At 64.9% G+C, this 13,456-nt stretch carries 10 protein-coding genes and 1 pseudogene; 4 read left to right on the top strand and 7 right to left on the bottom strand.

Annotated features, from left to right (window positions below):
- Positions 1 to 82: 82 nt before the first annotated feature.
- Positions 83 to 1,513 (top strand): DUF349 domain-containing protein, encoded by a 1,431-nt coding sequence (locus PG2093B_RS03655; protein WP_129897351.1) that lies wholly within the window; start codon positions 83 to 85, stop codon positions 1,511 to 1,513.
- Positions 1,514 to 1,647: 134 nt separating this feature from the next.
- Here PG2093B_RS03655 and PG2093B_RS03650 read toward each other — a convergent pair whose 3' ends face one another.
- Entirely contained in the window at positions 1,648 to 4,194 is a 2,547-nt protein-coding gene (locus PG2093B_RS03650) for an ATP-dependent Clp protease ATP-binding subunit (protein WP_129897350.1), read from the bottom strand.
- Between the two features lie 140 nt (positions 4,195 to 4,334).
- Between PG2093B_RS03650 and PG2093B_RS03645 the strand changes: the two genes are divergently transcribed.
- Both PG2093B_RS03645 and PG2093B_RS03640 read left to right on the top strand, forming a co-directional pair.
- On the top strand, positions 4,335 to 5,312 hold the full coding sequence (locus tag PG2093B_RS03645; protein ID WP_129897349.1) for a universal stress protein: 978 nt from the start codon (positions 4,335 to 4,337) through the stop codon (positions 5,310 to 5,312).
- Between the two features lie 109 nt (positions 5,313 to 5,421).
- Positions 5,422 to 6,354 carry a hypothetical protein gene (locus PG2093B_RS03640; RefSeq protein WP_129897348.1) on the top strand — a complete coding sequence of 311 codons (933 nt, stop codon included), beginning with the start codon at positions 5,422 to 5,424 and terminating at the stop codon, positions 6,352 to 6,354.
- Positions 6,355 to 6,368: 14 nt separating this feature from the next.
- Here PG2093B_RS03640 and PG2093B_RS03635 read toward each other — a convergent pair.
- From PG2093B_RS03635 to PG2093B_RS03615, 5 genes and pseudogenes are all read right to left on the bottom strand, one after another.
- Positions 6,369 to 7,268, bottom strand: a pseudogene (locus PG2093B_RS03635) (DUF3027 domain-containing protein); the annotation flags it as partial.
- A 3-nt stretch (positions 7,269 to 7,271) separates the two neighbouring features.
- A complete protein-coding gene (locus PG2093B_RS03630; protein ID WP_101398572.1) occupies positions 7,272 to 7,661 on the bottom strand; it encodes a cold-shock protein in 390 nt (129 codons plus the stop codon).
- 155 nt (positions 7,662 to 7,816) lie between these two features.
- Positions 7,817 to 9,607, bottom strand: a complete 1,791-nt coding sequence (locus PG2093B_RS03625) for a sensor histidine kinase (RefSeq protein ID WP_129897346.1) — start codon at positions 9,605 to 9,607, stop codon at positions 7,817 to 7,819.
- 13 nt (positions 9,608 to 9,620) lie between these two features.
- Positions 9,621 to 10,346, bottom strand: a complete 726-nt coding sequence (locus PG2093B_RS03620) for a response regulator transcription factor (RefSeq protein ID WP_095507643.1) — start codon at positions 10,344 to 10,346, stop codon at positions 9,621 to 9,623.
- Positions 10,347 to 10,398: 52 nt separating this feature from the next.
- Positions 10,399 to 11,259, bottom strand: a complete 861-nt coding sequence (locus PG2093B_RS03615) for a TPM domain-containing protein (RefSeq protein WP_129897345.1) — start codon at positions 11,257 to 11,259, stop codon at positions 10,399 to 10,401.
- Between the two features lie 80 nt (positions 11,260 to 11,339).
- On the opposite strand from PG2093B_RS03615, the gene PG2093B_RS03610 reads away from it, so the two are divergent.
- Positions 11,340 to 11,633 (top strand): WXG100 family type VII secretion target, encoded by a 294-nt coding sequence (locus tag PG2093B_RS03610; protein WP_026643350.1) that lies wholly within the window; start codon positions 11,340 to 11,342, stop codon positions 11,631 to 11,633.
- 108 nt (positions 11,634 to 11,741) lie between these two features.
- Here the strand turns inward: PG2093B_RS03610 and groL are convergent, their stop codons facing one another.
- Entirely contained in the window at positions 11,742 to 13,355 is a 1,614-nt protein-coding gene (groL, locus tag PG2093B_RS03605) for a chaperonin GroEL (RefSeq protein WP_101398569.1), read from the bottom strand.
- Between the last annotated feature and the right edge of the window lie 101 nt (positions 13,356 to 13,456).

Genomic DNA, 13,456 nt, shown 5'->3' with positions numbered 1-13,456 from the left:
ACGGGATTGCCTACACTGGTCTAGGGAGAGCGCCGGCCCGCGCCGGCAGCCCGCCGCACCACCAAGCCTTAAGGAGCTGACTATGGCCGACAACAATGTGACCGAATCCCAGACCACCGATACCACGACCCAGCGGCCGGACCAGCCTGCCGCGCAGACGGCTGCCCAGGCCGCGCCAACGCCTGCAGCGGTCCATGCGCATGCTCCTTCACCGGCTGCATTGGCCAAGACCGCAACGCATACGCCGGTCGCGAAGTCGAGCGGATTCGCCCAGGCGGACATCGCCAAGGCCGAAAGCTTCGGCCGCGTGGACGACAACGGCGTGGTGTATGTCAAGGAAGGCGACACCGAGCGTGAAGTGGGCCAGTACCCGGACGCCTCGCACGACGAGGCGCTCGCACTGTATGCTCGCCGTTACCTCGACCTCAAGGCGAAGCTGGACCTGTTCGCCACGCGCCTGAAGTCGAACTCGATCAAGCCGCGCGAGATCGATGAGACGCTGAAGACGCTCACCGCGGAAACCGAGAACCCGGATGTGGTGGGCGACATCGCCGCGCTGCACACCCAGCTCGACGAACTCAAGACCGAAGCCCAGGCCAAGAAGGAAAGCATCGTGCAGGCCCGCAAGGAAGCGATGGCCAAGGCCGTGGCCGAGCGCACGAAGATCGTGGAGAAGGCCGAGCAGCTCGCCGCCAATCTGGGCGACAACACGAACTGGCGTTCGACCGCCGACAAGTTCCGTTCGCTGTTCGAACAGTGGCAGAACCACCAGCGCACCACAATCCGCATCGACAAGGCCGACGCCGATGCGCTGTGGAAGCGTTTCTCCGCGGCGCGCACCACGTTCAACCAGGCACGCCGCAAGTGGGCCCAGGCGCGTGACAACGAGCGCAGCCAGGCCAAGAAGGTCAAGGAAGAGATCATCGCCGAAGCCAACGAGCTCAAGGAGTCGACGGCATGGGCGCAGACCTCGCGCCGCTTCAACGAGCTGATGGACCGCTGGAAGCAGGCGGGCCGCGCAGGCCGCAGCGAGGATGACACGCTGTGGGCGCAGTTCCGCGAGGCGGCCGACACGTTCTTCAACGCACGCCAGGCAGACCGCGACCAGATGAACACCGCCGAAAAGGAGAACCTGGCCAAGAAGGAGGAGCTGCTCGTCAAGGCCGAGGCGCTCGTGCCGGTCAAGGACGCCGCGCAGGCCAAGAAGGCCCGCCAGCAGCTCGCCGAGATCCAGGAGGCATGGGACCAGATCGGCTATGTGCCGCGCGAGGACATGCGCCGCATCGAAGGCCGCCTCGACGACGTGGACAAGCAGATCAAGGCCGTCGAAGACGCCGCGTGGAAGCAGGCCGACCCTGAGGCCGACGCCCGCAAGTCCAGCTTCGAAGGCCAGCTCAAGGCCCAGCTCGACGAGCTCGACGAGCGCATCGCCAAGGAGAGCGACCCGAAGAAGAAGGCCAGCCTCGAAGCCGAGAAGGCGACGAAGGAGCAGTGGCTCAACGCCATCATGTAAGTTCTGGGACGCCCGTTGCACAATGGCCCTCATGGCAGCACCGCTGCCATGAGGGCCATTGTGCAGAAAGAAAAAGCGAGGGCCTCGGCGACTGTTGTCGCCGAGGCCCTCAGGCATCATATCCACTTACCGCATCACTGCACGGGCTGCGGTGTGGCGCTCTCCTCCACGACGTCCTTGCTTGGATCGCCCTCACCCGCGGCGGGAAGCTCGAACGGCTCGCTGCGGAATGTGAACTCGCCGAGGATGCCTTCACCGTCCGCGTCCACGATCACGCGCTCGTTGTCGTTGAGCTCGCCCATGAGGATCTTCTCCGACACGGCGTCTTCGATGTCGCGCTGGATCACGCGACGCAGCGGACGTGCGCCGAGCAGCGGGTCGAAGCCCTTCTGCGCGAGCAAGTCCTTCGCCTTGTCGGTCAGGTCGAGCTCCATGTGGCGCTCGAACAGGCGGTCGTTGAGCTGCTGCACGTCCAGGTCCACGATCTGGCGCACCTGCGGCTCCGTGAGCTGGCGGAACACGATGATGTCGTCCAAGCGGTTGAGGAACTCGGGGCGGAACTGCTGCTTGAGCTCGTTCGAGACCTGGTCCTTCATGCGCTGGTAGCTCGTCTCCGTGTTGTTGCCCAGGTTGAAGCCGGTGTTGGCGGCCTTGGCGATGTCACGCGTGCCGAGGTTGGTCGTGAGGATGATGATCGTGTTCTTGAAATCGACCTTGCGTCCCTGACCGTCGGTCAAGTGGCCATCGTCAAGCACCTGAAGCAGCGTGTTGAAGATGTCGGGGTGCGCCTTTTCGATCTCGTCGAACAACACGACCGAGAACGGCTTGCGGCGCACCTTCTCGGTGAGCTCGCCGCCCTCTTCGTACCCAACGTATCCCGGAGGCGCTCCGAACAGGCGCGAAGCCGCGTACTTCTCGGAGAACTCCGACATGTCGACGCGGATCAGCGCGTCTTCGTCATCGAACAGGAACTGCGCGAGCGTCTTGGCGAGCTCGGTCTTGCCCACACCGGTCGGACCGGCGAAGATGAACGAGCCGGCCGGGCGCTTGGGGTCCTTGAGGCCCACACGCGTACGGCGGATCGAGCGCGACAGCGCGGACACGGCCTCGTCCTGGCCGATGATGCGCTTGTGCAGCTCCGCTTCCATGCCCAGCAGCTTCTTCGACTCCGCCTGGGTCAGCTTGAACACCGGGATGCCGGTGCTCTGCGAGATGACCTGGGCGATGACGTCCTCATCCACCACCATGCGCACGTCGGACTCGCCTTCGCGCCACGCCTTTTCTTTCTCTTTGCGCTCGGCTTCGAGTTTCTCCTGGCTGTCGCGCAATTCGGCGGCCTTTTCGAACTCCTGGTCCTTGATCGCCTGGTCCTTTTCCCTGGCGATGCGTTCCACGCGGGCGTCGAGCTCCTTGAGCTCCGGCGGCGCGGTGAGACGCTTGATGCGCAGTCGCGCACCGGCTTCGTCGATCAGGTCGATCGCCTTGTCGGGCAGGTTGCGGTCCTGGATGTAGCGCGACGAGAGCTCGGCGGCGGACTGGAGCGCGCCGTCGGTGATCGTCACGTGATGGTGGTTCTCGTAGCGGGCACGCAGGCCCTTGAGGATCTCGATCGTCTCCGCGATCGACGGCTCCGCGACCTGAATCGGCTGGAAACGGCGTTCGAGCGCCGCGTCCTTTTCGATGTACTTGCGGTATTCGTCGGTCGTCGTGGCGCCGATCGTCTGCAGCTCGCCACGCGCGAGCATCGGCTTGAGCATATCGGAGGCGCCCAGCGCGCCGTCCGCGGAGCCCGCGCCGACGATGGTGTGGATCTCGTCGATGAAGAGCACGATGTCGCCACGCGTCTTGATCTCCTTGAGCACCTTCTTGAGGCGTTCCTCGAAGTCGCCACGGTAGCGCGAACCTGCCACCATCGAACCCAGGTCAAGCGAGTACACCTGCTTGCCGCGCAGCGTTTCGGGCACATCGCCGGCCACGATCTTCTGCGCCAGGCCTTCGACGACGGCGGTCTTGCCCACGCCGGGCTCGCCGATCAGCACCGGGTTGTTCTTGGTGCGCCGTGACAGCACGACCATGACGCGTTCGATCTCGGTGCTGCGCCCGATGACCGGGTCAAGCTTGCCATCCGCCGCTTCGGCGGTCAGGTTGCGGCCGAACTGGTCGAGGATGGCCGATCCGCTCTGCGCATGCTTGTCCTGCACGCCGCCGGCGTTCGCCAGATCGCCCTTGTCGTCGGTGCCGCCAGCGTTGCCACGGATCATGTCGATCGTGGTGCTGCGCAATTCGCCCAGATCCACATCCATCTTGATGAGGACCTGTGTGCCCACGCCTTCGCCTTCGCGAATCAGGCCGAGCAGAATGTGTTCGGTGCCGATGTAGCTGTGCCCCAGCTGCAGCGCTTCGCGCAGCGAAAGCTCCAACACCTGCTTGGCGTGCGGAGTAAATGGGATGTGCCCATTCGGAGCGGCGTTGCCTTTGCCGATCATTTCCTCGACCTGCTTGCGGGTGTCTTCGAGGGTCACGCCCTTGGCCTCCAAAGCCTTGGCCGCTACGCCTTCTCCCTCACGAATCAGGCCGAGCAACAGATGCTCCGTGCCAATGTAATTGTGCTGGAGGGCACGAGCCTCTTCCTGCGCCAGCACGATCACGCGCCGCGCACGGTCGGTAAACCGTTCGAACATGCTAGTCCTTCCATGGTTGGTAATTCCACATCACTCTACAGATTTACAGTGACGTTTATTTCCGTTCCGCCTGTTTTTCTCAAGAACCGTTACGTTATGCTTGAACGAGGAGTATCGCATGGAAATGTTAGGAGTATGCCATGAGCGAGCAGAACAATGCGCTCAATCCGCAAGGTGACCTTGTCGTAGGCGTCGACGGAACCGTCGAATCGTTCGCCGCGCTGCGCTGGGCGCTCAATCAGGCCGTGCTCTCGGGGCAGTCGGTGAACGCCGTGTACGGCTGGTCGTATTCGTGGGACATGGGTCCCGAACCGCAGACCGAGCAGGAGGTGGCCGAGCTGCGCCAGAAACTGGCCGACAAACTGCGCACCTGGGTCGATGCCGCCACGCAGGACATCGACATAGACAACGAGCACATCAAGCTCACGTCGTTCCGCGCTTCGGGCGCTTCCGCCCTGCTCGAGATCGGCGCCAACGCGCAGCAGATCGTGGTGGGACGCCGGTCGATGGGGCGTGTGGCGCGCTGGTTCGCCGGCTCGCTTTCCGCTTCGCTCGCCGAGGAGTCGACGGTGCCGGTCACGGTGATCCGCACGGCGAGCGATGAGGACATCGACGTGCAGGACCAGATTGCAAACGCGCTGAGCCCGGGCGACGACCAAGTGCATTTCGTGACGCCTGTCGTACCGACGCCGCGCGTCGTGCGCCCGATCGTGGTGGGCGTGGACGGCTCGCCCACGTCGCAGCGCGCGCTGGAGTTCGCGGCGCGCCTCGCCAAGCTCAACAGCGCGCCGCTGCACGTGATGTTCTGCTGGCAGCTGCGCGACCTGGGCACCGTTCCCGGCTATGAGTCGAGTGTGGCGCCGATGGAGGTAGCCCAGCGCTACGCCGAGTCGATCGTGACGAAGATGGTGGACGGCTCCCCCATGTCTGCCGGTCTTTCGGTGACGCCGAACGCATTCCACATCAGCGCGGGCAAAGGCCTCGTCAGCGCGTCACGCTATGCGCGCCACATCGTGGTCGGCTCGCGTGGCCTGAGCGGTTTGGACGCGCATTTCCTCGGATCGGTCTCCAAGCAGCTGCTCAATTCCGCCGAGTGCAACCTGTCGATCGTGCACTGACCGCGTTTCGCCCGAGCTGGGCGCACGCCGGTTCACCGTCGGCTCAGTTCAGGCGCCGGTCACAGGCAGTCCGCATATGATGTGCGTGGACACAGGGACATAAGGACTTATGACAGCAGACGAACAGCACAGCAACAACGCATACACAGACGACGAAACCACCACGGTGGGCGGTCAGGACGACACAACCCAACACACGGGCACAGAGGGGAACACCAGCCAGACCCGCGCGGAGCATGCGTCCGAACAGGACGGCAACCCGCCGTCGTTCACCCCCAAGGACAGCACGCGCACACGTCTGCCCGCACAAGGCGCACACACGACGGCGTCCCGCACGGGCACGGCCAAGCGCCACCGCCCGTGGTGGCAGATCATCGTGCTTGTGGTATTCGTGGTGTGCGCGGTGGTGGCCGCCCTGTATGCGAACGGCACCATCTGGGGCACACCGCGTGCGCAGGCGATGAGCGCGTGCCGCACCGCCACCGCGCAGGCGCAGGATGCGCACAGGCTCGCACAGACCGCGATCGACGACGCGAAGAAATACCGCGACGACACGAGCAAGACGATTGATGCCGACGCACTGCGCCGTATGACCGTGCTGATCGACGACGCCGAGAAAGAGCCCGCCGTGCCGTCATGCTCGATCACGATGGACAATGCGCGGCTCAACGACCACACCGAGACGGCGAAACAACTCAAGGACGTCTATATGACGATCACCAAGGAACTGGTGCGCATCACCTCGGGAGTGACCGGCGATGACGCCGACGCCACACCAGACGCAACAAGCAGCGGCCTGCCCACGCAGTCCGCCTCGACGCAACCCGAGCAGACCGCCACGGCCACGCCGAGCGCATCCGCGACGGCAAGCGCACAGCCTTCCACGTCGCCGTCCAGTTCGCCGAAGGATTCGGCGTCGTCCACCGCACACCCGGCAACGAAGCCTTCCGGCAGCGCCTCACCGAGTGCGTCGGCAAGCCCGTCGCCCAGTGCAACGGCCACAGCCTCGCCGTCGGCGAAGCAAAACGCCGACAAGCAGTAAGGCGGCGCGCCTTACTCTGCGGATTCGGTTGTTTCCGCGGATTCCGGGGATGTGGCGGCTTCCTGCTCGTCGGCCTCACCGGCCTCGTTGGCCTCTTCGAGCAGTTCCACTTCCCCGCGTTCCTCACGGGTGCTCTGCGCGACGATGTCGATGTGCATATCGTCGTACGCGGGCTTCGTCTGGATCCACAGGTTGCTCGGCTCCGGCGGTTCGATCTGCGAATGTTCGCCGCACCCGTGGTCGAGTGAGACGACGCGCCCATCATCAGGACTCCAACGGTTCGCGCACACGCCGAACATCGTGCCCAGGTCGCCGCGCAGTGGGATGAGGAACCCACACGTCGAGCACAGGTTGCCATCCGCGGTCTTCGTGGACAGCGACTTGGGCCCGTGCGGACCGTCATACCACCGTTTGGCCGTCTGCGAGCGCCCGAGTTCGGACATGACCCGCCGGCGGGACAGGTCGTATTCCTCGACCGCGTCATGCACGTCTTCGGCGCTGTTCGTGGCGCCGTCTTCGGCCACGGTGGCCTCGACCTGCGCCATGCCCTCTTCGGTGATGCCCGGCTCGAGGCGCGGGTCGTCCTGTTCGGTGCCGATGGAGTCGGTAACGGTCAGGTCGGACGGCTCCAGCCGGTCCTTCCACGGCACCCACGGCGGCGGCAGCAATGCCTGGTCCGAGGGGATCAGCGTGGACTCGTCGACGGTCCAGTGGTCCAGTTCCGCATCGTGGTACAGCGTGACCGACCACTGCCAGCCCTCGTAGCCCACCATCAGCGCGGCGAAGCGGAAATCAGTGACCCCGCCTTCCATGGCCTGTTGCGTCACATAGTCGCCGACGGCGTCCGGGTTCTCGGCGGCGTCGATCGCCACGGCGCGGGCGAGCGCCACCGGGTCCAAAGCATTGTCTGTCATCAATCATTCCTGTACATCGAAATTGTCCGCCACGGCGCGCAGCAGCGTGGCGAGTTTCTTGCTGTCCGAGGCCGAAGGATACCGGTGGCGGCGCAGCTGGTTGCCCGCGGAGTCGAGCAGTTTGATCAGGTCCTCCACAATGGCCGCCATGTCGTCCGGCTTCGGCCGTGTGGCCTTGACGAGCGACGGCGCGGATTTGACGAATGTCACGTCCATGGCCACGGGCCCCTTGCTGCCGTCGATCACCGAATATTCCACCTTCGCGCCCTTGCGCACATCACGCGTGTCCTTCGGCAGGGCGGTCTGGGGCAGAAACACATCATGGCCGTCATCGCTCTCGATGAATCCAAAACCCTTCTTCGCATCGAACCAACGTACACGTCCGCTCGGCATGGTCACCTCTCACCCAGTCAACAAATCGTTCATACCAATGCGCGGGCTCCGGGCCCGCGCGATAATCCAACGTCCCATCTTACCGCAGCCCCCGCATACAGCACAAACCGGCCGCGGTGAGCATAATGCCCGCCGCAGCCGGTCCGCGCGCCCGTTCAGGCCTCCGCTTCGTCGGGGGCAAGCGGCATGACGATCGTGAAGGTGAGGCCGCCGCCGGGGCTTTCGGTGGCGCAGATGAACCCGCGGTGCGCGTTGATCACCGATTGCGCGATCGCCATGCCGAGTCCCGTACCGCCCTTCTGGCGCGCGCGGGACGGGTCGGCGGTGTAGAACCGTTCGAAGATCCGGGCCAGACCGTCCGGCGGCACGCCCGGCCCGTGGTCGGTGAAACGCGCCACGGCGACCATCATGCCGTGCTGCGTCACGGTGAAGCGCGCGGCCGCGCCCACAATGGCCTGCAACGACTCCTCCCCCGAGGCGAGCGACGTCAGTTCGTCGAGCGGCATGTCGAGGCCGAGCACGCCGAGCGAGAGTTCGACCGGCGAATCCGCGGGCGTGTAGCGGTGGATGTTGCCGACGATGTTCGTGACCACCTGATGCAGTCGTGTGCCGTCGGCCACCATCATGACGCTCGGCAGCTCACCGGGTGTCATGCTCAGCCGCAGATGGTCCGGTTCGCTGACGTCGAGGCCGAGCACGCCGGTCGTGATGTCGCGTTCCGGGTCGAGCGCATGCAGGTCGTCCGCCGAGTCGCGGATGACCGAGCCCAAGTCGATGTGATCGGTGATCGAGATGCCATGGCCTTCGTCGAGGCGCGCCAGCGACAGCAGGTCCTCGACGAGCAGCGTCATGCGCGCGCTCGACGCCTCGATGTGCGCGATCGAATCGTCGGCGCGCTCGAGCTGGCCCGGCGCATTGCGCTGCATGCGGTAGAGCTCGGCGTATCCGTGGATGGCGGCAAGCGGTGTGCGCAGCTCGTGGCTCGCGTCGGAGACGAACCGTTTCATCTTCTCGGTCGTGGTCTGTTGCTGGCGGAAACTGCGTTCGATCTGCGCGAGCATCGTGTTGAGCGATTTCGCGAGCGTGCCCACCTCGGTGCCTTCCGGCGCGTCCGGCACGCGTTGCGACAGGTCGCCCGCCGCGATCTTCGCCGCCGTCTTCTCGATGCGTTTGAGCGGACTCAACGTGCGCTGCACGGTGATCGCGCTGAGCACCCCGCCGAGCAGCACGACCGCGGCGCCGACGATGACGCAGAACCGGGTCAGGTTGTCGATCATGTCGATCTGGTTGCCCAGCGACAGGCCGATGTAGATCACGCCGCGCGGTTCGATCGTGCCGTTCGCGGAGTCGCTGACCCAGCGCAACGCCACGACGCGCCACGGGGCCTGCGCCATGACCATCGTCTCGTGGTCCGGCTGGCCTTTCACGTTCTCGAGGTCCACCACGGCCGGGGTCGTGTACGGCACGGCGATCTCATGTCCGTCAAGGCCGCCGTCATGGGGCAACACGGGCCGTGAGATGACACCGTCGCGGTACATCGGCTGCAGCAGCTGGTAGGTGCGCCCCGTCTGGCTGTCGTAGGCCTGCACATAGTAGCTGACGAACGAGTTGCTGTCGGCGGTGGATTTGGTGTCGTTGAGCAGCGTCGTGTTCTTGAACACGAGTTCGGCCTGCTGCAGCAGCTGGCTGTCGGTGCGCTGCAGCATGTAGCTGTTGACGAGTTGGCGGATCGACAGCGAGATGCTGACCGTGCCCACGCTGAGCAGCACGATGATCGAGATGACGAGCTTGACGCCCAACGGGATTTTCTGGATGCTGCTGAAGCGCGCGGCATATGGCGTCCCGCCGTCCTTGGCCCGTGGCGCGCCCCCTGTGCGGGGTGTGGTTGTGGGCGCGCCGCCGGCATCGGCCCGCTTCGTTGGTTTCGGGTCGGCTGGAGACTTCATCTGGCGTCGACCTTCAGTTCTTCGGCACCCTGATCATGTAGCCGATGCCACGTTTCGTCTCGATCAACGGCTGCACCTTGTGCGTCGTGCCGTCCTCGTCCTCCACCTCGAGGTCGTCGACCTTCTTGCGCAGATACGAGATGTACGATTCGACGATGGCGGCGTCGCCTCCCCAGTCGTATTGCCACACATGGTCGAGGATCTGCGCCTTCGACAGCACACGGCCCTTGTTGTCCATGAGGTAGCGCAACAGCTTGTATTCGGTGGGGCTCAGGTCGATCGGCTTGCCGGCGCGCGTCACGTCGTGCGAATCCTCGTTGATCTCGAGGTCGCCGACGCGGATGATCGGGTCGTCCTGCTCCTGTTCGCGTGTGCGGCGCAGGATCGCGCGGATGCGCGCGACCACTTCCTCGAGGCTGAACGGCTTGGTCACATAGTCGTCGCCGCCGACGGTCAGGCCCATGACCTTGTCTTGGGTGTCGTCGCGCGCCGTGAGGAAGAGCACCGGCGCGTCGATGCCTTCCTGGCGGATGCGGCGTGTGACGGTGAATCCATCGATGTCCGGCAGCATGACGTCGAGGATGATCAGGTCGGGCTGGGTCTTCTCGATGACCTCGATCGCCTCGGACCCGGACGCGGCGGTCTCCACCTCGTAGCCGGCGAAGTGGAGCGAGGCCACAAGCAGTTCACGGATGGACGGTTCGTCGTCGACGACGACGATGGATGTTTCGTTGCTCATACTGCATATGATGACGACGAACTCTGGACGTTTCCTGAACGTCAGCTGAAATCTAACGCTCGTCTGCGGCGGTGGAAGCGGCCCCGAGGGGCGGATCGGCGTCCGAGGCCGGGGCGGTCTTTGCGGTGCCCTTGCGGGCGTCATCATCCTGCGCGTCCTCGTCCTCGACGACGCGTTCGGCGTCACGCTCGGTCTCACGACGGCGACGCACCACGATCACGGCCACGGCGCCGATCAGCAGCACAGCCACGGCGCCGATCATGACGATGATGCCGACCGAGGCCGCGGTCGATGAGGTGGATGTGCTTTTCGCGGTCTGGATGGCTTGCATCATGTCGATCGCCGACTTCGCCCAATTCGGCCCGTTGGCGTTCGCATCATCCGTGAGCGGCGCCGAGGCCGCCTCGGAAAGCTTGTCCACCGTCTTGCGGTTGCGCAGCCATTCGGCGGAATTCGGCGAGACCACAACCGCCAGGTTGCCGTCGTTCGACGCGACGGCCAACAGCACGGTGTTCGGCGGCGGGTCGAGCGACTTGAGGGTCTGCGCCGCCCATGCGTCGGGCTGCTTGTCGGTGTTGAACGAATTGACATAGATCAGGCGCACCGTCACACCGGTGTGTTCGTAGGTCTCTTTGATGGCGTCCGTGACCGCGCCAAGGTTGTCCCCCAGCAGGTTCTGGGTGTCGACGATGTTGGCCGACACGTCCTCGGTGCTTGGCGTCGTGGCCGCGGCGGCCGGCGACGGCGTGGCCTCGTCCGCATAGGACGGCGTGGCGATGACGCCGGTCAACGCCATGGCGATGACGAGCATGAGCATGCCGACGGCACGAGCAACCGGTCGGGACGATTGTGGATAACCCGGGCGTCCGACCACAGGGGCGGAACCGGCTTTGCTTGCACATTGAGATGTCATAGATTCCACAGTACCGGCCGTCATGCCCGGCCGGCAGGTATTAGCAGACAACTGAATACACCACCCAAGGAGGAACCATCATGCCACAGTACCAAGTGGATTCGGAACGCATCCAGGCCTCGAGCGCCGCGGTGTGCACGTCGATCACGGCGATCCGCCAATCGGTCGACCAGATGTACGGCAACCTCAATGCGCTGCAGGACGCGTGGCGTGGCGGCGCCGCCACGCAGTTCAACGCGCTCGCCGCGCAATGGAGGGCGGCGCAGCAGCAGATGGAGCAATCCCTTGAATCCATCCAGCAGGCCCTCACCCAGGCCTCGAGCGTCTACGCCGACGCGGAATCGCAGGCGGCGCGCCTGTTCAGCGCAGGGTGAGCCCACATATGGCGAGGGCCCCACCCGCGGTATGCGGATGGGGCCCTCGGCTGCTGATTCACCGCAGCGCGACGGCAATGCCGTTGGCGCCGCTATGACACAGTTCTATCAGTAGCCCATGTCAGGCGCGGCCGGGGCGGCCGGAGCCGGTTCCGGCTTGTTGGCCACAACCGCCTCGGTCGTCAGGAACAGGCCGGCGATGGACGCGGCGTTCTGCAGGGCGGAACGGGTCACCTTCACCGGGTCGGTCACGCCGGCGGCCATGAGGTTCTCGTAGGTGTCGGTGGCCGCGTTGAAGCCTTCGCCCTCAGGCAGCGAGAGCACCTTGTCGAGCACCACGTCGCCCGAGAGACCGGCGTTGTCGGCGATCTGCTTGAGCGGGGCTTCGATGCCACCGAAGACGATCGCGGCGCCAGTGGCCTCGTCGCCCTCGAGGTTGACGTCCTTCTCCGCCTTGGCAGCGGCCTGCACGAGAGCCACACCACCGCCGGGCACCAGGCCCTCTTCGATGGCGGCCTTGGCGTTGCGCACGGCGTCCTCGATGCGGTGCTTGCGCTCCTTGGCCTCGACCTCGGTCGCGGCGCCCACCTTGATGACGGCAACGCCGCCGGCGAGCTTGGCGAGGCGCTCCTGCAGCTTCTCGCGGTCGTAATCGGAGTCGGTGTTCTCGATCTCGGCGCGGATCTGGGCCACGCGGGCCTCGACGTCTTCCTTCGAGCCGCCACCGGAGACGATCGTCGTCTCATCCTTGGAGACGATGACCTTCTTGGCGGTGCCGAACACGGACAGGTCGATCGAGTCGAGCTTGAGGCCGATCTCCTCGGAGACCACCTGGCCGCCGGTCAGGATCGCCATGTCCTGCAGCATCGCCTTGCGGCGGTCGCCGAAGCCCGGGGCCTTGACGGCGCAGGACTTGAAGGTGCCACGGATGTTGTTGAGGATCAGGGTCGGCAGTGCTTCGCCGTCCACGTCCTCGGCGATGATCAGCAGCGGCTTGCCGGTCTTCATCACGAGTTCGGCGATATGGACCACATCCTGCTGCGACGAGACCTTGCCGCTCGTGAGCAGGATGTACGGGTCGTCGAGCACGGCGGTCTGGTCGTCGACGTTGGTCACGAAGTACGGGGAGATGTAGCCTTTGTCGAAGCGCATGCCCTCGGTGAACTCAAGGTCGAGGCCAAAGCGGTTGTTGTCCTCGACGGTCACCACGCCATCCTGACCGACCTTGTCGAGCGCCTCGGCGATCTTCTCGCCGACCTCGGGGTCGGCGGCGGAGATCGTCGCGGTCGCGGCGATCTGCTCCTTGGTCTCCACCGGCTTGGCGGAGGCCACGAGTTCCTTGACGATCGCGTCGGAGGCCTTCTCGATGCCGCGGCGCAGCGCGATCGGGTTCGAACCGGCCACAACGTTCTTGAGGCCTTCGTGCACGAGGGACTGGGCCAGCACGGTCGCGGTGGTGGTGCCATCGCCGGCCACGTCGTCGGTCTTCTTGGCGACTTCCTTGACAAGCTCGGCGCCGATGCGCTCGAACGGGTCTTCAAGATCGATTTCCTTGGCGATCGACACACCATCGTTGGTGATGGTCGGCGCGCCATAGGTCTTGTCGAGCACCACGTTGCGGCCCTTCGGTCCCAGCGTCACCTTGACGGTATCGGCGAGCTTGTCGAGACCGGCCAGCATGCCCTGGCGTGCTTCCTCATCATATTCAATGATCTTTGCCATTGTTCCTCCACTATGGGATTGATGTTGTACGACACCACTCGGGACGCGGCGTGCTATCCGACCGTCAGCTTTCGGGTATCACTCCCACGGTCCGAGTGCTA

This window comes from Bifidobacterium pseudolongum subsp. globosum, from assembly GCF_004155535.1.
Taxonomy (GTDB): Bacteria; Actinomycetota; Actinomycetes; order Actinomycetales; family Bifidobacteriaceae; genus Bifidobacterium; species Bifidobacterium pseudolongum_C.
Note: the sequence above shows the minus strand (reverse complement) of the source record. Positions and strands in the feature narration are given on the sequence as shown.